The 17,790-nt window shown below is 75.2% G+C and carries 16 protein-coding genes; 5 read left to right on the top strand and 11 right to left on the bottom strand.

Annotated elements, in window-relative coordinates; translation table 11 throughout:
* Positions 1-172 precede the first annotated feature (172 nt).
* From BMZ16_RS11575 to BMZ16_RS11565, 3 genes are all read left to right on the top strand, one after another.
* Positions 173-901, top strand: coding sequence for a response regulator transcription factor (locus tag BMZ16_RS11575; RefSeq protein WP_089800579.1), 729 nt, complete (start codon positions 173-175; stop codon positions 899-901).
* Complete coding sequence (locus tag BMZ16_RS11570) at positions 898-2,577, top strand: sensor histidine kinase (protein ID WP_255366582.1); 1,680 nt, start codon at positions 898-900, stop codon at positions 2,575-2,577. Before BMZ16_RS11575 ends, BMZ16_RS11570 begins: the two co-directional genes overlap by 4 nt.
* 84 nt (positions 2,578-2,661) lie before the next feature.
* Positions 2,662-3,456 (top strand): HD domain-containing protein, encoded by a 795-nt coding sequence (locus tag BMZ16_RS11565; protein WP_255366581.1) that lies wholly within the window; start codon positions 2,662-2,664, stop codon positions 3,454-3,456.
* Between the two features lie 79 nt (positions 3,457-3,535).
* Here the strand turns inward: BMZ16_RS11565 and BMZ16_RS11560 are convergent, their stop codons facing one another.
* Positions 3,536-3,826, bottom strand: a complete 291-nt coding sequence (locus tag BMZ16_RS11560) for a WXG100 family type VII secretion target (RefSeq protein WP_089800577.1) — start codon at positions 3,824-3,826, stop codon at positions 3,536-3,538.
* A 203-nt stretch (positions 3,827-4,029) separates the two neighbouring features.
* Between BMZ16_RS11560 and BMZ16_RS11555 the strand changes: the two genes are divergently transcribed.
* On the top strand, positions 4,030-4,293 hold the full coding sequence (locus BMZ16_RS11555; protein ID WP_089801075.1) for a DUF4031 domain-containing protein: 264 nt from the start codon (positions 4,030-4,032) through the stop codon (positions 4,291-4,293).
* Between the two features lie 42 nt (positions 4,294-4,335).
* Here BMZ16_RS11555 and BMZ16_RS11550 read toward each other — a convergent pair whose 3' ends face one another.
* A complete protein-coding gene (locus BMZ16_RS11550; RefSeq protein ID WP_089800575.1) occupies positions 4,336-5,316 on the bottom strand; it encodes an energy-coupling factor ABC transporter permease in 981 nt (326 codons plus the stop codon).
* Between the two features lie 99 nt (positions 5,317-5,415).
* Positions 5,416-9,042, bottom strand: coding sequence for an urea carboxylase (gene uca / locus BMZ16_RS11545; RefSeq protein ID WP_089800574.1), 3,627 nt, complete (start codon positions 9,040-9,042; stop codon positions 5,416-5,418).
* 247 nt (positions 9,043-9,289) lie between these two features.
* Between uca and BMZ16_RS11540 the strand changes: the two genes are divergently transcribed.
* Positions 9,290-9,748: a hypothetical protein gene (locus BMZ16_RS11540; RefSeq protein ID WP_089800572.1), complete on the top strand. Its 459-nt coding sequence runs from the start codon at positions 9,290-9,292 to the stop codon at positions 9,746-9,748.
* 10 nt (positions 9,749-9,758) lie between these two features.
* Here BMZ16_RS11540 and BMZ16_RS11535 read toward each other — a convergent pair whose 3' ends face one another.
* The 8 genes from BMZ16_RS11535 to BMZ16_RS11500 all read right to left on the bottom strand — a co-directional run bounded on the left by BMZ16_RS11535 (position 9,759) and on the right by BMZ16_RS11500 (position 17,780).
* Positions 9,759-10,466, bottom strand: a complete 708-nt coding sequence (locus BMZ16_RS11535; protein WP_089800570.1) for a GntR family transcriptional regulator — start codon at positions 10,464-10,466, stop codon at positions 9,759-9,761.
* Positions 10,467-10,544: 78 nt separating this feature from the next.
* Positions 10,545-11,237 (bottom strand): urea ABC transporter ATP-binding subunit UrtE, encoded by a 693-nt coding sequence (gene urtE / locus BMZ16_RS11530; RefSeq protein ID WP_089800568.1) that lies wholly within the window; start codon positions 11,235-11,237, stop codon positions 10,545-10,547.
* Positions 11,237-12,136, bottom strand: coding sequence for an urea ABC transporter ATP-binding protein UrtD (gene urtD / locus BMZ16_RS11525; protein WP_177199676.1), 900 nt, complete (start codon positions 12,134-12,136; stop codon positions 11,237-11,239). The genes urtE and urtD overlap by 1 nt, the downstream gene beginning before the upstream one ends.
* Positions 12,133-13,332: an urea ABC transporter permease subunit UrtC gene (gene urtC / locus BMZ16_RS11520; protein ID WP_255366580.1), complete on the bottom strand. Its 1,200-nt coding sequence runs from the start codon at positions 13,330-13,332 to the stop codon at positions 12,133-12,135. The genes urtD and urtC overlap by 4 nt, the downstream gene beginning before the upstream one ends.
* Entirely contained in the window at positions 13,329-14,213 is an 885-nt protein-coding gene (gene urtB, locus BMZ16_RS11515) for an urea ABC transporter permease subunit UrtB (protein ID WP_089800566.1), read from the bottom strand. Before urtB ends, urtC begins: the two co-directional genes overlap by 4 nt.
* A gap of 114 nt (positions 14,214-14,327) precedes the next feature.
* Positions 14,328-15,614 (bottom strand): urea ABC transporter substrate-binding protein, encoded by a 1,287-nt coding sequence (gene urtA, locus BMZ16_RS11510; RefSeq protein WP_089800564.1) that lies wholly within the window; start codon positions 15,612-15,614, stop codon positions 14,328-14,330.
* Positions 15,615-15,849: 235 nt separating this feature from the next.
* Entirely contained in the window at positions 15,850-17,037 is a 1,188-nt protein-coding gene (locus BMZ16_RS11505; RefSeq protein WP_089800563.1) for a glycerate kinase, read from the bottom strand.
* The gene (locus BMZ16_RS11500) at positions 17,034-17,780 is read right to left on the bottom strand and encodes a GntR family transcriptional regulator (RefSeq protein WP_177199675.1); all 747 of its coding nucleotides are present in this window, start codon (positions 17,778-17,780) and stop codon (positions 17,034-17,036) included. Before BMZ16_RS11500 ends, BMZ16_RS11505 begins: the two co-directional genes overlap by 4 nt.
* Positions 17,781-17,790: the final 10 nt, after the last annotated feature.

The following is a 17,790-nucleotide window of genomic DNA, read 5'->3' as shown; positions in this document are numbered from 1 at the left end:
GGTCGGCGCGGACCCCCCGTCCAGGTCACGTGTCCATCACGATCGTGGGGTGTCCGGCGCGCCCCGGGGTGTCCGTTCCCGGCGACGGTGCCCGGTCGTGGACGCCCCACCCGCCCGCACGCGTCCTGCGCGTACCCAGGCGGCTCCCAGGATCCGACGCCAGACTGGGGGGATGACCAGCACGCCCAGCGCGCCGGAGGCCCGGCTCCTCGTCGTGGACGACGAGCCGAACATCCGCGAGCTGCTCGCCACGTCGCTGCGGTTCGCGGGGTTCGAGGTGCACGCCGCGGCGGACGGCACCTCCGCGCTGCGGCTGGCGCGGGACACGGACCCCGACCTGGTGGTGCTGGACGTGATGCTGCCCGACATGGACGGCTTCACCGTGACGCGGCGCCTGCGCGAGAAGGGCCACCACGTGCCGGTGCTGTTCCTCACGGCGCGCGACGACACGGCGGACAAGGTGCAGGGCCTGACGGTGGGCGGTGACGACTACGTCACCAAGCCGTTCAGCCTCGAGGAGGTCGTCGCCCGCATCCGCGCGATCCTGCGCCGGACCCATCCCGACGAGGGCACCGACGCGCACGTGCTGCGGTATGCCGACCTCGAGCTCGACGACGACACGCACGAGGTGCGCCGGGCGGGGCACGAGGTGGAGCTGTCCCCCACCGAGTTCAAGCTGCTGCGCTACCTCATGCTCAACCCGCAGCGGGTGCTGTCCAAGACGCAGATCCTGGACCACGTGTGGCAGTACGACTGGGGCGGCGACGCCAACATCGTGGAGTCGTACATCTCCTACCTGCGCCGCAAGATCGACCACCTCACGGACGCCGACGGCAACCGGCTGCCGCCGCTCATCCACACCCGCCGGGGTGTGGGGTACCTGCTGCGCGAGCAGCCGTGAGCGGGACGGCCGGTCCCGGGTCCGACGAGCGCGTGCACGCCGCTGCCGGTGACACCGGGGCCGCCGGGTCCGGCGAGCCGGCGCCCTCGCCGGGTGCCGCGGCCGGTGCACCGACGCGCCGTCGCCCGCTGGCAGCGCTGCGGGACGCCTGGCGGGCCGCGTCGCTGCAGCGCCGGCTGGTCACGATCACGGCGGTCCTGCTGGGTGCGGGCCTGGTGGTCGCCGCCGTGACCGCCGCGACCCTCCTGCAGCGCAGCCTGCTGGCGCCGGTGGACGACAAGCTCGACGCCGAGGCGCAGGTCGTCGCGGAGAACGCGCTCGCGTTCCTCACCAGCGGCGGCGGGCAGATCGTCCCGACCGACTACTACGTACGGGTGCAGACCGCGGGGCAGCAGGCGGCGCTGGCCGGCCACGCCTCACAGCGGTCGTACGGCACGCCGCGCGTGGCCGACCTCACCGCGGACGAGGCCGCGGCGACCCGCGGGGAGCCGTTCACGGTGTCGTCGACGCGCGCGGGGTCGGGGTGGCGCGTCGTGGCGTACCCGTTCTCGGCCCCGGACGGCACCACCGGCTCCGTGGTCGTCGGTCTGCCCCTGAAGGACATCCACAGCACCCTGGTGCAGATGAGCCGGACGCTCGCCGCCTCGGGCGTGCTCATCGTCGTCGCGGGGGTGCTGGTCGGCGGCATGGCCGTGCGCCGGTCCCTGCGTCCGTTGGGCGAGATCGAGCGCACGGCGGCGAAGATCGCGGCGGGTGACCTCTCCCAGCGAGTGCCCGTCGCGCCGCAGACCACCGAGGTCGGCCGTCTGGGGATCGCGCTGAACGGCATGCTCACGCAGATCGAGGAGGCGTTCACCGCGCGCACGGCGTCGGAGGCCCGCATGCGCCGGTTCGTCGCGGACGCGTCCCACGAGCTGCGCACGCCCCTCGCGGCCGTGCGCGGGTACGCCGAGCTGTACCGGATGGGTGCCCTGACGACCCCGGAGCAGGTCGGCGACACCATGCACCGCATCGAGGAGTCGGCGCGGCGCATGGGCTCGCTGGTGGAGGACCTGCTGGCGCTCGCCCGGCTCGACGAGGGGCGGCACGGCCGGCTGGGTCCGGTCGACCTGACCGTCCTGGCGGCCGACGCGGTCAGCGACCTGCGGGCGCTGGACCCGCTGCGCCCGGCCCGCCTCGAGGCGCTGGGCGGTGTCAGCGGGCCGCGCGTGGTCCGCGGGGACGAGGTGCGGCTGCGGCAGGTGCTGGCCAACCTGGTGGGCAACGCGGCGCGCCACACGCCGCCGCGCACCCCGGTCGAGGTGGTCGTCGGGGCGGCGGACGACGACCGCACGGCCGTGCTCGAGGTGCGCGACCACGGCCCGGGCATCCCGCCCGAGCACGTCGAGCGCGTCTTCGAGCGCTTCTACCGCGTCGACCCCTCGCGCACGCGGGACTCGGGCGGGTCCGGGCTCGGCCTGGCGATCGTCGCCGCCATCGTCGCGTCGCACGACGGCCGCGTGACCGTGCGCGAGACGCCCGGCGGCGGCACGACGGTCCGCGTCGAGCTGCCCGTCGCCGGCCCCCACGGGGTCGCCGGCGGACCGGCCGACGCTCCCCGCGCCGACGCGGGTGCGGGTGCGCCCACCGACGGGACGGCGGAGCCCGACGACGGCGTCCCGTCCGGTACACGCTGAGCGCCCGATCCGTGGTCGACCACTCCCCCGGGCGGGGACGTGGCTACGATGGCGCTTCCTTCGCCATCGTCGTGAGGCTGATCCATGGGCGTCCAAGACGCACCCGCCTGGCTCGTCCCGGCGTTCACCCGGAACGTCGTCGAGGCCGGCGGCACCGCACCCGCACCTGACATCCGACGTACCGCCGAGGGGCTGCTCGACCGCTGGACCCGGCCGGAGCGCCACTTCCACAACCTGCGGCACCTGGTCGACGTGCTCGCGCGCGTCGACGAGCTGGACGAGGAGGCGCACCACCCCGAGCTCGTCCGCCTGGCCGCCTGGTACCACGGCGCCGTGTTCGACTCCGCCGACGGCAAGGCGTACGCCAACCGGGGCGGCGAGGACGAGGCCGCCAGCGCTGTCCTCGCCCGCGAGGAGCTCACGGCCCTCGGGGTCCCGGAGGGCAACGTGCGGAAGGTCGCCGCACTGGTCTCGGCACTGGTCCGCCACGCGCCGGACCCGACCGACACCGACTGCGCGGTGCTGTGCGACGCCGACCTCGCGATGCTCGCGACCGAGCCGCAGCGGTACAAGGCCTACCTGCAGGACGTGCGGGCCGAGTACGCGCACCTGCCCACCGAGGACTACGTGCGCGCCCGCATCCGCATCCTCCACAAGCTGCTGGCCCGCCCCTCGCTGTTCGTGAGCCCGCTCGCCCAGCCCTGGGAGGAGCCCGCCCGGCAGAACGTGTCGGCCGAGCTCCAGCGGCTGGAGAAGGAGATCGCCCGGCTCGAGGCCGCCGACGCGGCGGCCGCCGGGTCGATCGCGGAGGGCGCCGCCCCGCCCCCTGCGGCACCGTCCGCCCCGACGCCGTACACCTCGGGGACCGCACGGCCCTGACCTGCGGCCACGCCGTGCGACCCCGGGGTCCCGCCCGGCGGACGCCCCCTGCGGCAGCGCCCGCGACCCGACGCGGCACTCAGTGCGCGAAGAGCCGCGAGGCATGGGCCTCGGCCTCGGCGTACGTCCGGGCGGCGGCCTGCATGGCCGTCGCGATCTGCGCCAGCGACTCCTCGACGCGCGCCTGCGTGACGTTCCACTCCCCGACCACGGCGCCGAACGCACCCGCGGCGCCGCCGCGCCACGTCGCCTGCAGCTCGGTGAGCTGCCGCTGCATCGCGGCGACCTCGGCCCGGATGCTCGCGGACCGTGCGAGCACGCCCGCCGCCGACCCGTCGAGCTGTGCGCTGTCGACCTCGTACCTGCTCATGGACGTCCTCCCGGGGACCGCCGCGGGCCGCGGGCTGCGGCACCGGTGACGACGGCAGACCCGACGCTAGGGGCGCCCGTGCGGGTGCCCGGAGCGCACCGAGCGGCCTGGGGACGCGCGGCCCGCCGGCGGTGCTGTGGTGCGCTGACCGCGGCGCCGGGACGCTGCGGGCGCCCCGTCCGCGCGCCACGTACCCTCGGCCCGTGAGCGTGCTGGTCGACCCCCCGCTGTGGCCCAACCACGGCACGGTCTGGGGTCACCTGGTGAGCGACACGTCGTACGACGAGCTGCACGCCTTCGCCGCCCGGGCCGGCATCCCGCGGCGCGCCTTCGACCACGACCACTACGACGTGCCCGCCGAGCGGTGGGACGACGTCGTCGCGCTGGGCGCGGAGCCGGTGAGCACCCGCGACCTCGTCCGCCGGCTGCGCGCGTCGGGCCTGCGGGTCCGCGCCCGCGACCGCTGACGCGGGCGACGCCCGCACCGGCGGACGACGGTCGCCCGGGTCTCAGGCCCCGGCGGTGAGCGTCCGCGCGCGTCCTCGCGTCATCGCGGCGGCCAGCCCCGTCGCGACGAGCAGGCACAGCACCAGGCCGATGCCCCCGGCCACCCCGACGACGATCCCCCCGACCTCGCCGTAGTCGGCCAGCGGCATCCCGCCGAGCGCGTGGTCACGTGCGGCGCCGGCGAACCCCGCGCGCTCCGCCGTGGCCTCCAGGCCGTCGGGGGCCGCGGACGCGACGGCGGACAGCGCGAGCGCGGCGAGCGCGGCGATCCCCGTGAGCACGCCCGCAGGCGCGAGGACCCCGGCCCGCGAGGGCAGCCCGTCGGGCGCCGTCAGGGCCACGGCGGACGGCCGCACCGCGGCGACGACGGCGACGACGGCACCGGCGATCACGGCCTCCCCGACCGCGATGAGCAGGTGCACCCCCAGCATCTGGCCCGCGAGCGCGCCGAGCGGCACCGCCACCGTGCCGCCGGCGGCGTACAGCCCGACGAACAGCAGCGCCGCCGCGACGACGCTCACCGCGCCGCCGACGGCCGCGCCCCCGGGCGCCGACACCCGGACGTCGCGATCCGCCCGTGGCCGGCCCGCCCCGAGCACCCCGCGCGCGACCGCCCACCCCATGAGCGTGCCGACCACGGCGATGAGCAGCGTGTTCGTGCCCAGCGCCGTCAGGCCGCCGTCGGCGAAGACGACCGACTGCACCACGAGGACCAGCGTCACCGAGAGGATCCCCCAGGCCGGCCCGAGCAGCGCCGCGGCGAGCGCACCCCCCATGAGGTGGCCGCTCGTCCCGGCGCCGACGGGGTAGTTGAGCATCTGGAGCCCGAACACCGCGGCGGTGGTGGCGCCGATCATCACCGGGTGCGGGGCGTGGGCGCCGTCGCGCCGGGCACGCACGGCGGCCGCGACGACGACCGCGCCGGCCGCGACGGCCGTGCCGGCGGAGACGGGGTCGCTGAGGACGTGGTCAGGAACGTGCATGGTCGTGCTCCTCGCTGACGGTGTGGGCGGCACCGGACGGGTGTCCGGGCGAGAGCGCAGGGGTGGGGCGCGGCGGCGGGGTCCGCCGCGGGGGCGCGGTCATGCCGTCGCCGCCACGACCGCGAGCGGCGCCCCCGGGCCCACCTGCTGCCCCGGTTCGACCAGCACGCGGACCACCCGCCCGTCGCACGGCGAGGGGACACCCAGCTCGAGCTTCATGGCCTCGAGCGCGACCACCGGGTCGCCGGCGCGGACCTCGGACCCGGGCGCGGCCTCGACGCGCCACACCGACCCGACCATCGGCGCCTCGACGAGCACGTGCCCGGCGGCCAGCTCGACGCGGTGCCCGACGGTGGCCACGGGCGCGGGCGGCGCGAGGTCGAACGGGCCCTGGTCGAACGGGCCGAGCTCGCCGGCCGCGGCCCACGCGGCCCGCTCGACGGCGAACGCGGCCGCCTGCCGGGCACGGTGCTCCGCGATCTCGTCGGCGTGGGTCGCGAGCAGGTCGAGGTGGTCGCGGTACCGGAACGTGCCCTGCTCGACGCGCAGGTCCAGCCGGCCGGCGGAGGACGCCCGGCGCCGCGCGCCGAGCTCGGCGGCGGTCACCGGCTCCCACACGATGCGGTCGAAGAACCGCAGCAGCCACGGGACGCCGGGCTCGAAGGCCCCGTGCTGCCGGTGCCCGGACCAGATGGGGAGGGTCCGCCCGACCAGCTGGTACCCGCCCGGGGAGTCCGTGCCGTAGACGCACAGGTACTGGCCGCCCAGCCCGACGGTGTCCGCGGCGGTCCACGTGCGCGCGGGGTTGTACTTGGTCGTCATGAGCCGGTGCCGCGGGTCGAGGGGCACGGCGAGCGGCGCACCCAGGTACACGTCGCCCAGGCCCAGCACCAGGTACTCCGCGGCAGCCACGGTCGCCAGGACGTCGTCGGTCGACGCCAGGCCGTTCGCGCGCCGCACGAACTCCAGGTTCGAGGGCAGCCACGGTGCCCGCGCGCGCACGCCGACCGCGTACCGGGTGACCGCGTCCGCGACGGCCGGGTCGTCGAACGCGATCGGCAGGTGCACCCGCCGCGACGGGACCTCGAGGTCGACGGTCGCCGGCAGGTCGGCCTCGAGCGCGACGAGCACCTCGACGAGCGCGGGCACCGGCAGCAGCGCGGGGTCGACGTGCACGTGCAGGCTGCGGACCCCGGGCGTGACGTCGACGACCCCGGGCAGCGCGCGCCCCCGCAGCGCCTCGGCGAGGGCGTGCACCCGCATCCGCAGCCCGAGGTCGAGCACCATCGGCCCGTACTCGACCAGCACGTTGTCGTCCGCGCCGCGCAGGTACACCACGTCGGGCCGGCCCCGCGGGTCGCCGGGGTCCCCGGTGACCCGCGCGAGGACGCCGTCGTCGCCGTCGGGGCCGGTCGCGAGGTCCGCGGGGACGCACGCGCCCGCCCGCCGGGGCGACACCCGCAGCGCGTCGGCCGTCGCCGTCGGGACGGGCACGAGACGGACGGTGTCGCCGGGGCGCACCTGCCCCAGCTTCCACCGGTGCCCCACGACCACCGTGACGGGGCACACGAACCCGCCGAGCGACGGGCCGTCGGGACCCAGCAGGATCGGGGTGTCCCCCGAGACGTTGAGCGCACCGACGGAGTACGGGTTGTCGTGCAGGTTCGACGGGTGCAGACCCGCCTCGCCGCCGTCCGGGCGCGCCCAGCGCGGACGCGGCCCGGACAGCCGGATGCCCGTGCGGTCGGTGTGCGCCTGCACGTGCCACGTCGTGGCGTGGAGCATCACCATGTCGTCGCGCGTGAGGTAGGTCGGCGCCGGCTGCGGCCCCTCCTGCACGGCGAGCTCCCACGCGTGGCCGATCTGCGGACGGGCCTCCCGCGGCACGGCGGCCGGGGCCGGGGCGCCCTCCGGGACGGGCGCGGGGACGAGCACGTCACCGGTCTCCAGCGCCCGCCCGGTGTACCCGCCGAACCCGCCGAGCGGGAACGTCGCGGCCGACCCGAGGTACTCCGGGACGTCGAGCCCTCCCCGGAGCAGCACGTACGTGCGCAGCCCGGCACCCGACGGCGCGCCGACGGCGAGCACGGCACCGGCCGGGACGTCGACGGGCTCCCACTGCGGCACGGGAGCACCGTCGACGGTCACAGGAGCGGCGGCACCCGAGACGCACACGACCGCCGCGTGGCTGAACCGCAGCGCCGGCCCCTCGAGCGTGCACTCCAGGCCCGGCGCACCCTCGGGGTTGCCGAGTGCGACGTTGCCCAGCCGGAACGACAGGTCGTCCATGGGGCCCGACGGGCAGATCCCCACGTCCCAGTGCCCCAGGCGGCCGGGCCAGTCCTGCACCGTCGTCAGCACGCCGGGTCGCAGCACCTCGACCCACGGCTCGTCGTCGACGATCCCCGCGAGGGTCCCCGTGGTGTGGCGCACCGCCCGCACGGCGTCGTCGGCGACGGCGGCGCGCAGCAGCGGCAGGTTGGTGCTGACGCCGTGCACGGACGTGCCCGCGAGCGCGGCACCCGCCGCGGCCAGGGCGGCGTCCCGGTCGTCGGCGTGCACGACGACCTTGGCGAGCAGCGCGTCGTAGTGGGTCGTGACCTCCTGACCCGCCTCGACCCCGGCGTCGACCCGCACGCCGTCCGGGAACGTGACCGAGGTGAGCAGGCCCGTGCCGGGGCGGTGGTCGCGCCGCGGGTCCTCGGCGTGGACGCGCGCCTCGACGGCGTGCCCGCGGACCGACGGACCTGCCTCCGGCAGCGCGGCCAGCTCGGTGCGCAGGTCCGCGTCACCGCGTGCGAGGCGCAGCATCCAGGCGACGAGGTCGACACCCGTGACCTCCTCGGTGACGGTGTGCTCGACCTGAAGCCGTGCGTTGACCTCGAGGAACGCCGCGTCCCCCCGGTCGACGTCGACGACGTACTCCACGGTCCCGGCCGACCGGTACGCGACCGACGAGGTCAGGGCGCGCGCCGACGTGGCCAGCCGCTCGCGCAGGTCGTCGGAGAGCTCCGGTGCCGGGGCCTCCTCGATCACCTTCTGGTGCCGGCGCTGCAGCGAGCAGTCGCGGTCCCCCAGGCTCACGACGCGCCCGGTGCCGTCGCCGAACACCTGCACCTCGACGTGCCGCGCGCGGCGCACCAGGCGCTCGACGTACACGCCGCCGCCCCCGGCCGGCAGGCCGCGGAGGCGCGCGTACGCCGCGCGGAGCTCCGCCGGCGTCGCGCACGCACGTACCCCGGTGCCACCGCCCCCGCCGACGGCCTTGACCATCACCGGGTAGCCGAGCCCCTCGGCCGCTGCCACCGCCTCCTCGACGTCGCTCAGCAGACCGCTGCCGGGCAGCAGCGGGACACCGGCCGCGCGTGCCGCCCGCCGCGCGCGGTGCTTGTCGCCGAACACGGCCAGGTGCTCGGGTGCCGGGCCGACGAACACCAGCCCGGCGGCCTCGACCGCCGCGGCGAAGCCCGCGTCCTCGGACAGGACCCCGTACCCGGGGTGGACCGCCCCGGCCCCGGTGGCCCTCGCCGCGGCGATGACCGCGTCGGCGTGCCGGTAGGCGCCGGGGGGACCGAGCGGCACCGCGACGTCGGCGAGGCGCACGTGCGGCGCAGCGGCGTCGACGTCGGTGTGCACCGCCACCGTGCGCAGGCCCAGCCGGGCCGCCGTGCGCAGGACGCGCACGGCGATCTCGCCGCGGTCGGCCACGAGCAGGGTGTCGAACACGGTGTCCTTCGGGTCGGCGGCCAGGTGTCCACGCGCCGGCTGTATACGTGCCGGTATCCGGACCGTAGGAAACCGCTGTTTCCCCGGAGGCGCGTGGGCGTGAACGGGGGGTTACGCCCGGGCGGGGGCGCGGGACCGACGCGAGGACCGGTTTCACCCCGTGCGCCGGGTGTCCCTCGCGCACCCGCGTGCGGCTCCCGTCTACGTTGGGCGACCCCGCCACCCGACCCGAAGGACCCCCGCACCCATGGCACGACGCACCGTGGCCGCACTCGCCGCGACCCTCACGCTGACCGTCGTGCTCGGCGGTTGCAGCGCCCTGCGCGACCAGGCTCTCGGGCCGCCGGTCGACGAGGACGGCGTCGCGATCACCACGGTCGTCAAGGACGCCGTGGCCGAGGCGCTGCCGGACGCCGACGAGACGCACGTCGGCGCGCACCTCGACGGCTTCGCCAACACGATGACGGTGACCGTCAGGTGGCCCGACGAGGTGCCGCTCGACGTGACCGTCGTGCGGGACGGTGCGCGCGCGGTCTGCGAGAACGTCAAGGGCTACGACGTGGTGAACTTCGGGTTCTACCTGATCGGCACCGAGGGCCGCGCCGACATCGGGGACATGTGGTCGCAGGCGTTCCCCGACCTCCCCCCGGCCCGCGACACCGTGGCGCGGATCTGGGAGGACGACTGTCCGGTGGTCCTCGCCTGACGCGCGCGCCTCAGCCCGTGAGCGCCATGCGCGCCATCGCGTGCGAGGCGCGCTCCATGACGACCTCCAGCGACTCCCCCACGTGCCGGTGCAGTGCCGTGAGCGCCTCGGCCAGCCGCTCCGCGAGCACGAGGTCGAGGATCTCCAGGTGCTCCTCGATGGTCGCGGTGACCCGTTCGTCCTCGACGAAGTCGTGCATCCGCACGGCACGGATCTTCTGGTTCACCGTGACCAGCGCGTCCGTGAGCTGCGCGTTGCCGGACGCCTGCGACAGCGCCCGGTGGAAGCCCTCGTCGAGCACCACGAAGCTCGGGTCGGGGTCGGGCACGACGTCCCGCAGCTCCTGCCACCGCGCGAGCTCGGCGCCCAGCACCGCCCGGTCGTGGCGCACCTGCGGGTTCTCGATGGCCCGGGCGATCCCCCGCAGCTCCAGGGTGATCCGCAGCTCGTACAGGTCCCGCAGCGACGCGAGCGACGGCACGACCACCGCGTAGCCGAAGTCGGTGCGCTCGACCAGGCCGTCGGACAGCAGGCGCGACAGCGCCTCCCGCACCGGGGTGCGGGACACCTCGAACGCCCGGGACAGCTTGGGCTCGGTGAGCCGCTCCCGCGGTGAGACCCTGCCGTTGAGGATCTCGTCGCGCAGCCGCTGGTAGACGTGCTCCCGCAGCGAGCCGCTCGCGGCCGCGCCCGCCGACGGACCCGTGGACGCGCCCATCACTCCCACCCCCTGACTCGTGGCCGGCGGCGACGCCGCTCGGCCGTGCTCCCGCGGTCCGCCCCGGGCCGGTCGCGCTCAGATCGCCATCGCGGCACGCACGTCGCCCTCCTGCGCCACGCCGCCGGCGCCGTGCGCGGTGACCCGCCCGGACTCCAGCACGTAGTAGTGCGACGACGCGGCGAGGGCGAACCCGACGTGCTGCTCGACCAGGAGCACCGACAGCCCGCCCGATGCGAGCTGCACGATCGCGTCCTCGATCTCGGCGACGACCGACGGCTGGATCCCCTCGGTCGGCTCGTCGAGGACGATCAGCCGCGGGCCTGTGATGAGGGCCCGGGCGATCGCGAGCTGCTGGCGCTGACCGCCGGACAGCAGACCCGCGCGGCGCGTGAGCAGCCCCCGCAGGGCGGGGAACAGGTCGAGCGCCTCGTCGAGCCGGCGCGCCCCCTGCGACCCGGCGACGTCGGCGACGAGCTGCAGGTTCTCCCGCGCCGTGAGCTGCCCGAACGACTGCTGGCCCTGCGGCACGTACGCCAGACCGGCGCGCACGCGCTGGTGCGGCCGCGTGCGCGTGACGTCCTCACCGCCGAGCAGGACCGTGCCGGAGCGGGCGGGCAGCAGCCCGACCGCCGCCCGCAGGAGCGTCGTCTTGCCCGCGCCGTTGTGCCCCATCACGGCCACGACGGCGCCGTCCGGGACCTCGATGTCGACGCCGTGGACGACGGCCGTGCGGCCGTACCCCACGTGCAGCCCGCGCAGCTCCAGCATCACTCCACCTCCGTGCTCGCGGCGGGTGCGGCCGCCGCGGCGGTCGTCCCCCGCCCTCGGCCGTGCGTGCCCGACCCCAGGTAGACCTCGACGACGCGGGGGTCGGCCTGCACCTCCGCGACCGTGCCCTCGGACAGGACCCTGCCCTGGTGCAGCACGGTGACCGAGGCGGCGAAGGCCCGCAGGAACTCCATGTCGTGCTCGACGACGACGACCGTGCGCTGCTCGCCGATGCGCTGCAGCAGCAGACCGGTCTCCTCGCGCTCGGCCTGGCTCATGCCGGCCACCGGCTCGTCGAGCAGCAGCAGGCGGGCGTCCTGGACCAGGAGCATCCCGATCTCGAGCCACTGCTTCTGCCCGTGCGCGAGGATGCCCGCCGGCAGGTCCCGGACCTTCGTCAGACCGACCGTCTCCAGCGCCGCCTCGACCTCCGGCGGGACCCCGCGCCGGCGGCGCAGCATCGTCACGGGTCCGCGCCCCGCGCCCGCGGCGATGTCGAGGTTCTGCAGCACCGTGAGCTCGTCGAAGACGCTCGCGGTCTGGAAGGTGCGCCCGACGCCGGCGCGCACGATCCGGTGCGACGGCTTGCCCAGCAGGTCGACACGGCCGAACTGCACGGACCCGGTGGCGGGGGCGAGCCCGGTGATCGCGTCGACGATCGTCGTCTTGCCGGCGCCGTTGGGGCCGATGAGGAACCGCAGGTCGCCGCGGGTGACCGTGAGGTCCACGCCGTCGACGGCCACGAACCCGTCGAACACCACGCGCAGGTCGCGGATCTCCAGGTAGTCGTGCCGGAACCGCTCGCCGGGTGCGGCGATGACCTGCTCGAGGGCCTCGGGGTCCAGGCCCCCGGCGTCGTCGGGCACGACCGGCTCGACGCTCTCGGGGTGCGGGGTCATGCGGTCCTCCCTGCGGTGCGGGCGTCGTCGGTCGTCGTCGTGCCGGCGCCGTCGTCCGCGGTCGCGTGGCCGGGCGCGGTGCCGGTCGGTCCGGGGTCCGTCGGCGGCTCACCGGGGGCGGCGCCGGCAGCTCGGCGCCGACGCCACAGCCCGCCCAGGGACGCGAAGCCCTGCGGCAGGAAGGCGACGACGAGGATGAACAGCGCACCCTGGAAGTAGGTCCAGAACGACGGGAACTGCTCGGACAGGCCCGTCTCGGCCCAGGACACCGCGACCGCGCCGAGCACGGGGCCCAGCAGGGTGGCCCGGCCGCCGATCGCCACGCCGACGAGGAAGCCGATGGAGGGGATCACGCCCACGTCGGCCGGCGAGATGATGCCGACGACCGGCGCGAACAGCGCCCCGCCGATCCCGGCGAAGCACGCGGCGATCGCGTAGGCGACGACCTTCACGTTCGCCGGGTCGTAGCCGAGGAACCGGACGCGGTTCTCCTGGTCGCGCACCGCGACGAGCAGCTCGCCGTAGCGGGACACCATGAGCAGCCGCACGACGACGACCATGGCGATGAGCACGCCCGCGGCGATGAAGTAGAGCATCCGCTTGTTGACCGGGTCGGCCAGGTCGTAGCCGAAGAACGACCGGAAGCCGTTGAGCCCGTTGGTGCCGCCGGTGACCTTCTGCTGACCGACCAGCAGGATCGCGAAGGCGGCCGCGAGCGCCTGGGACAGGATCGCGAAGTACGCGCCGCGCACCCGCCGGCGGAACACGGCCAGGCCGAGCAGCGCCGCGGTGCCGGCCGGCAGCACGAGGATCGCCAGGACGGTGACCAGCGGACTGCGGAACGGCTCCCACCACCCGGGCACGACACCGTCGCCGTACAGGAGCATGAAGTCCGGGACACCGCCCGGGCCCGCGTCCGACAGCTTCATGTGCATCGCCATGAGGTAGCCGCCGATGCCGAAGAACACGCCCTGGCCGAGCACGAGCATGCCGCCGCGCCCCCACGCCAGGCCGATGCCGACCGCGACCATCGCCAGGCACAGGAACTTGGCCAGCAGGTTGAGCCGGAAGTCCGAGAGGACCGCGGGGGCCAGCCCGAACAGGACGACCGCGGCGACGGCGACGCCGATCCACACGCGCACGGCGGGCCGCCGCCACAGGGCGGCCGGGGCGGACGTCGTCCCCGGGGCGCTCACGCGAGGCTCCTCGTCCGGACCGAGACCAGGCCCTGCGGCCGGACCTGCAGGAAGGCGACGATGACGACGAACAGCAGCACCTTGGCCAGGCTCGCGGTCGTCGAGTACTCGAACGTGGCCTGCAGGATGCCCAGCGAGAACGCCGCGATGACGGCCCCCTTGAGCTGCCCGATCCCGCCGACGACGACCACGAGGAAGGCGTCGACGATGTAGTTGGTGCCCAGCGTCGGGCCGATCGACCCGAGCAGGGTCAGCGCGACGCCCGCGACCCCGGCGACGCCGGAGCCGACGAAGAAGGTGAGCCGGTCGGTGGCGCGCGTCGAGACGCCCGACGTCTCGGCCAGGTCGCGGTTCTGCACGGTGGCGCGGATGCGCCGGCCCAGCGACGTCGTCTTCAGCACCAGCGAGAGCGCGACGACGCAGGCGATCGCCAGCGCGAGGATGAACAGGCGGGTCTTCGGCAGGTTCATGCCGAGGACCGGCACCGCGCCGGACAGCCACGCCGGGGCGCGCACGTCCACGTTGGGGGCGCCGAAGACGTCGCGCGCCAACTGCTGCAGCACCAGTGCGACACCGAAGGTGACCAGCAGCGTGTCCAGTGGTCGGCGGTACATCCGGGAGATCAGCGTGACCTCCAGCAGCAGGCCCAGCAGGCCGCCGACGACGAACCCGACGGGCAGGGCCACGAGCAGCGAGACCCCCGCGTCGGGGATGAACGCCTGCAGGACGAACGCCGTGTAGGCGCCGGCCATCATGAACTCGCCGTGCGCCATGTTGATGACGCCCATCTGACCGAACGTCAGGGCCAGGCCGAGCGCCGCGAGCAGCAGCACCGAGCCGAGGCTCAGGCCCGCGAAGAGCTGGGAGAACAGGGCGTCCATGCGGCGCCGCCTTCCGTGGGGGTGGTCGACGTCCCCGGCGGGTGGCCCGGTCCGGACCGTACGGCTCGGACCGGGCCACCGCTCAGGGGTGCGTCCTGGTGCGCGGGACGGGGATCAGGACAGGCCCTCGGCCCACTCGTAGCCCTCGAGGAACGGGTCCGGCTCGATCGGGCCGTCGGACTCCCACACCGGGTAGATGAGGCCGTCGGCGTCGATCTTGCCGATGTACGCCGTCTTGGCGATGTGGTGGTTGTCGCCGTTCACGGTGACGGTGCCCTCGGGGGCGTCGAAGGTGACGCCGTCGGCCGCGTCCTGGATGTCCGCGACCTCGAAGGACTCGGCCTTCTCGACCATGCCCTTCCACAGGTACAGCGAGGTGTACGCGGCCTCCATCGGGTCGGAGGTGGGGCGGTCCTCGCCGTACTTCTCCTTGAACGCGGCGACGAACGTCTCGTTCGTGGGCGACTCGACCGTCTGGTAGTAGTTCCAGGCGGTGAGCTGGCCGACGATGTTGTCGACGCCGATCCCGCCGACCTCCTCCTCGGCGATCGACACCGAGACGACCGGGACGGCGTCCGCGGTCAGGCCGACGTTCTTGTACTCCTTGAAGAACGCGACGTTGGAGTCACCGTTGAGCGTGTTGAACACGGCGTCCGCCCCGGACGCCTTCAGCTTGTTGACGATCGTCGCGAAGTCGGTGTGGCCGAGCGGCGCGTACTCCTCGCCGACGATCTCGATGCCGTTGGCCTCGGCGTAGGCGTTGATGATCTTGTTCGCCGTGCGCGGGAAGACGTAGTCCGAGCCGACGAGGAAGACCTTCTTCTTGCCCTGCTCGGCCAGGTAGTCCATGCCGGGGATGATCTGCTGGTTCGTCGTGGCGCCCGTGTAGAAGATGTTCGACGACGCCTCGAGGCCCTCGTACTGGACCGGGTAGAACAGCAGCGAGTTCCTCGACTCGAAGACCGGCAGCATCGCCTTGCGCGACGAGGACGTCCAGCCGCCGAAGACCGCGGCGACGCAGTCGGACGAGATGAGCTTCTCGGCCTTCTCGGCGAAGACGGTGGGCTCGGACGCGCCGTCCTCGGCGACGATCTCGAGCTGCTTGCCGAGCACGCCACCGGCCGCGTTGATCTCCTCCGCGGCGAGGTCGAGGGAGTCGCGGACCGTCTGCTCGGAGATGGCCATGGTCCCGGACAGGGAGTTGAGGAACCCGATCTTGACGGTGTCGCCGGACGTGTCGACGCAGGAGGAGCCACCGGACGCGGACGGCGAGCCGTCGGCGGCGTCCGCGGTGCGGGCGCCGCCGCAGGCCGAGAGCGTCAGGGCGGCCGCGAGCGCGGCCGCGGAGACGGCGAGCGCGCGCTTCCGGGTCGTCCGCGAGGGGAGGGGGTGAGTGGTCAACGGGATGCCTTTCGATCAGGACGAGCTGACGGGCGATGCCGGGCCCGGGCGCCGACCCACCGCGTGCCACCGCGCTGTGTCCCGCGGCGTATACAGGCCGGTGCCCATGGCCGAGGACGCTAGGGATGCCGTGTTTCGCGGATCGCCTGCGTTCGGTAAACATCGGGTTTCGCTCCGGACAGCACGAAGGCGGTGGACCGTCGGGTCCACCGCCTTCGTCAGGTCACGCACCGGGTCACCCGGCGACGCCCACCCCCCGCTGCAGGGACGCGCCGCGCAGGTGCCGCTCCGCCAGCAGCGCCCCGGCCCGCTCCAGCAGGACGGCCGCGTCGGTCATGCACCTGCGCACGTCGGGCTCGAGCTCCAGGAGCGACACGGCGCCCTCGACGCCCAGCCCCTGCAGGGCGGCGGCGGGCAGGTCGCACCGCCCCGAGACGACCAGCAGGCGCTTGTCGAGCGTGCGCGCGGTCTGCGCCACCCCCGCCACGACCTTGCCGCGCAGCGTCTGCTCGTCGACGCGCCCCTCCCCGGTGACGAGGACGTCGGCGCTGCGGGCGTAGGCGTCGAAGCCCACGAGCTCCTTGACCACCTCGATCCCGCTGCGGTACTCCGCACCGAGGGCCGCCAGCAGGGCGTAGCCCGCGCCGCCGGCGGCGCCGGCCCCGGGCCGGTCGGCGATCTCGCGGTACCCGGGCCCGTACGTCGCGGCGGCGACGTCCACCAGCCGCGCCAGCCCGCGCTCGAGCCGGTCGACGTCCTGCGGGGTCGCCCCCTTCTGCGCCGCGAAGACGTGCGCGGCGCCGGCCGGGCCGAGCAGCGGGGCGTCGACGTCGGCCACCAGGGTGACGGCGACCCCGTCGGTCGACCGCCACACGTCCGCCAGGTCCACCGTGCACAGGTCCTCGAGGTGCCCCCCGCCCGGCCGCAGGTCGCGGCCCCCGGCGTCGAGGAACCGGCCGCCGAGCGCCGCGAGGAGCCCGACGCCGCCGTCGGTCGACGCGCTGCCGCCGAGCCCGACGTAGACGTGGTCGGCGCCGTCGCGGACCGCCGCCCGCACCAGCTCGCCGACCCCGGCCGTCGTGGCGTCGAGCGGGCGCAGCCCCGGCCCGCACAGCGTCATGCCGGCGGCGTCGGCCAGCTCGACGAACGCCGCGCGGCCCCGGCGGTAGTAGGGCCCGTCGACGGGCTCCCCCAGCGGGCCGGTGACGGTCGCCGGCCGGGCGGTGAACCCGGCGGCCACGAAGCACCCGGCGGTCCCCTCCCCGCCGTCGGCCATCGGCAGGCACACCACCTCGCAGCCCGGCCGGCCGTCGGCCGTGGCCTCCCCCAGCACGCGGCGCACGCCGGCGGCCACCGCCTCGGCCACGTCGAGGGCGGACGACGAGCCCTTGAACTTGTCGGGGGCCACGAGGACCCGGATCACGTCACCGGTCCCGTCGACGCGTCCGGCCCCGCAGCGTCCGGCCCCGCAGCGTCCGGCCCCGCAGCGTCCGGCCCCGCCGCGTCGGCCCGCGCCGACTCGGCGACCCACTCGAAGGCCCGCACGACGTGCTCGCGGGAGCACGCGGAGACCTCCTCGACCTCGCCGCGGCGGATCGCGTCGATGATCTCGCGGTGCTCACGCCACGACACGCTCACCCACGACGTGCTCGACGTCCGGCGCATGACCCGCTCGATGTCCCGCCAGTTGGCGCGCAGGAACCGCAGCATGAGCTCGCTGTCGGCCGCCTCGTAGAGCAGGGTGTGGAACCTGCGGTCGAGCACGGCCAGCTCGACGCCGTCCTGCGTCCGGTCGGCCTCGTCGCACAGCTCCGTCAGCTGCGTGGCGAGCCGCTCCCGGTCGGCGTCCGGGTACCGGGCCACCTTCGCGGCGATGAACGGCTCGAGGCACGACCGCGCCTCGTAGATCTCCCAGGTCGCCTTCATGCTGACCTCGGCGACCACCGACGTGCGGCGCGGGCGCGCCTCGACCAGCCCCTCACCCTCCAGCACCCGCAGCGCGTGCTTGACCGGCTCGCGGCTCACGCCGAGCTGCTGGGCGAGGTCCCGCTGGACGAGCTGGGACCCCGGGGGCAGCCGGCCGTCCATGATCGCGTCGCGGATCCGGTCGACGACCAGCACCGCGAGCGCAGGCGGGTCGACCGCGTCCATCCGTTCCGTGCCCATGGGGTCCGTC

The organism is Cellulomonas sp. KH9, from assembly GCF_900114185.1.
In the GTDB taxonomy this organism is placed as follows: domain Bacteria; phylum Actinomycetota; class Actinomycetes; order Actinomycetales; family Cellulomonadaceae; genus Cellulomonas.
Note: the sequence above shows the minus strand (reverse complement) of the source record. Positions and strands in the feature narration are given on the sequence as shown.

Coding starts and splice junctions, on each gene's coding strand:
- BMZ16_RS11575 (WP_089800579.1), top strand. CDS start 173: ATGACCAGCACGCCCAGCGCGCCGGAGGCCCGGCTCCTCGTCGTGGAC.
- BMZ16_RS11565 (WP_255366581.1), top strand. CDS start 2,662: ATGGGCGTCCAAGACGCACCCGCCTGGCTCGTCCCGGCGTTCACCCGG.
- BMZ16_RS11560 (WP_089800577.1), bottom strand. CDS start 3,826: ATGAGCAGGTACGAGGTCGACAGCGCACAGCTCGACGGGTCGGCGGCG.
- BMZ16_RS11550 (WP_089800575.1), bottom strand. CDS start 5,316: ATGCACGTTCCTGACCACGTCCTCAGCGACCCCGTCTCCGCCGGCACG.
- BMZ16_RS11540 (WP_089800572.1), top strand. CDS start 9,290: ATGGCACGACGCACCGTGGCCGCACTCGCCGCGACCCTCACGCTGACC.
- BMZ16_RS11535 (WP_089800570.1), bottom strand. CDS start 10,466: ATGGGCGCGTCCACGGGTCCGTCGGCGGGCGCGGCCGCGAGCGGCTCG.
- urtE (WP_089800568.1), bottom strand. CDS start 11,237: ATGCTGGAGCTGCGCGGGCTGCACGTGGGGTACGGCCGCACGGCCGTC.
- urtD (WP_177199676.1), bottom strand. CDS start 12,136: ATGACCCCGCACCCCGAGAGCGTCGAGCCGGTCGTGCCCGACGACGCC.
- urtB (WP_089800566.1), bottom strand. CDS start 14,213: ATGGACGCCCTGTTCTCCCAGCTCTTCGCGGGCCTGAGCCTCGGCTCG.
- BMZ16_RS11500 (WP_177199675.1), bottom strand. CDS start 17,780: ATGGGCACGGAACGGATGGACGCGGTCGACCCGCCTGCGCTCGCGGTG.